This is a genomic window from Arthrobacter sp. 2YAF22_2, assembly GCF_052114645.1.
Lineage (GTDB): Bacteria > Actinomycetota > Actinomycetes > Actinomycetales > Micrococcaceae > Arthrobacter.
Genome location: NZ_JBFRFD010000673.1, coordinates 1 through 1,613 on the forward strand (window position 1 = coordinate 1; position 1,613 = coordinate 1,613).

A 1,613-nucleotide genomic window follows, 5' to 3' on the forward strand; every position below is an offset into this window, starting at 1 on the left:
GGCCAATGTTCAGTGCGAACATTGGCCTTAGCTGTCACCTCGCGGCGTTTCCGGACTCAGTAGCCGGAGGTACCGATGAACACCTGGATGAACGCGAAGAAAATGGTGGCAACCACGGCGACGTAGAGCAGGGCCGTCAGGATCCAGCCCGAGTCGCCCAAGATCCGCGCGGCGCGGGCGGGCATCGGGATGACGCCATGGCTGACGTTGCGGACGGTCACCCAGATGAAGAGGGGGATCATCGAGGCCCAGACGATCATGCAGAAGGGGCAAAGGATGTGGATCGAGTACAGCGCCTGGGACCAGAGCCACACCACAAACGCGAAGCCCAGCGTAATCCCGGCCTGCAGCCCGATCCAATACCAGCGGGAGAACTTGGCCCCGGCGAGGAGGCCCATGCCGGTGGTGATCGTGACGGCGAACGCGACGATGCCGATGAACATGTTGGGGAAGCCGAAGACCGAGCTCTGCCAGGTCTGCATCACCTGCCCGCAGGAGATCCACGGGTTCACATCGCACACCGTGGTGTGGCTGGGGTCTTTGAGGACCGCCAGCTTCTCCAAGACCAGTGTTCCGGAGGCGAGCCAGCCGACGACGCCGGTGATCACCAGGAGCCACGCGAACGGCCGATCACGCGTCATGAGGGGCAACGGGTGCTTCGCAGCGGCCGAACCGGCGCCCCGCTCGGGGGTGGTCACGTCGCCGCGGGCGGGGGCGGGAGAGATGCTGGGCATGGGATTCCAGTCCTTAGGGTTGGAGTGCTCTTGGCCCGATTCTATCGCCGGAGGCTGGACGAAGCCGGGGCGGTGGCCCTCCGCCGCCGGTGCTTGGGTCCGCGGCGCGGACGGGATGTCCCGCTCACACCTGCGGACTGGTGTGACTTTCCATTAGTTCGCCGGCGGGTCCGACCGGGGCCGGGGCTCGAGGACATGCCCCGCGGCGGGGCCGACGGATGGGCATCTTCGGGTTATGCCCAGTGCAATGCGCGGCCAATGGGCATGTCCTCCCGGGGTGCAGGCGSGTCCCGTGCGGCAGAGCCACCCGCGCACGTCGCCGGCTAGGGAYATGCCCCGCGGCGGGGTTGGCGGATGGACATCTTCGGGTTATGCCCWGTGCAATGCGCGGCCAATGGGCATGTCCTCCCGGGGTGCAGGGATCTGGGGGATCTGGCCCCTGAATCCCGACGAATGGACGAAAAGGGTGGCTAGCCGGGTCGACAGAGTTAGGGCCACTGCAGGCGGAGCCGCTGGCCCGGCATCCAAGCGGCCAACGTTCCACGGAGGCCCGCGTCGCGACCGTTGGTGCCGGATAACTGGGCCAGCAGGGTCCCGAGTTGGGCGTTTGGGTGGTGGTCCGAATGGCCCTTGCCGAACGTACGCGCCCGATTGCGATGCCTAGCCCTGATTTTGCGGCTCCTGTGAGACAATGAACCTGGCTGGGACGCGATCCACATTCGGGTTTCAGTCCGGCGACTTTGTCTTAAAGACCGCCAATGAGGAGCTGGGCATACTTCGGATCCTTCGATCCGGCCTATCCCGCAATGCCATTGGACGGCACCTGGTTGYGACGTACAGATCAACGGGTTCAACACAATCTCGCCGGCCTCTCAGGGC

The 1,613-nt window shown here is 65.6% G+C and carries 1 protein-coding gene; it reads right to left on the reverse strand.

All coding sequences use genetic code 11. From position 1 onward, the window contains the following. Window positions 1-56: 56 nt before the first annotated feature. Window positions 57-734, reverse strand: coding sequence for a vitamin K epoxide reductase family protein (locus tag AB4Y86_RS18575; RefSeq protein WP_441403614.1), 678 nt, complete (start codon window positions 732-734; stop codon window positions 57-59). Window positions 735-1,613 lie beyond the last annotated feature (879 nt).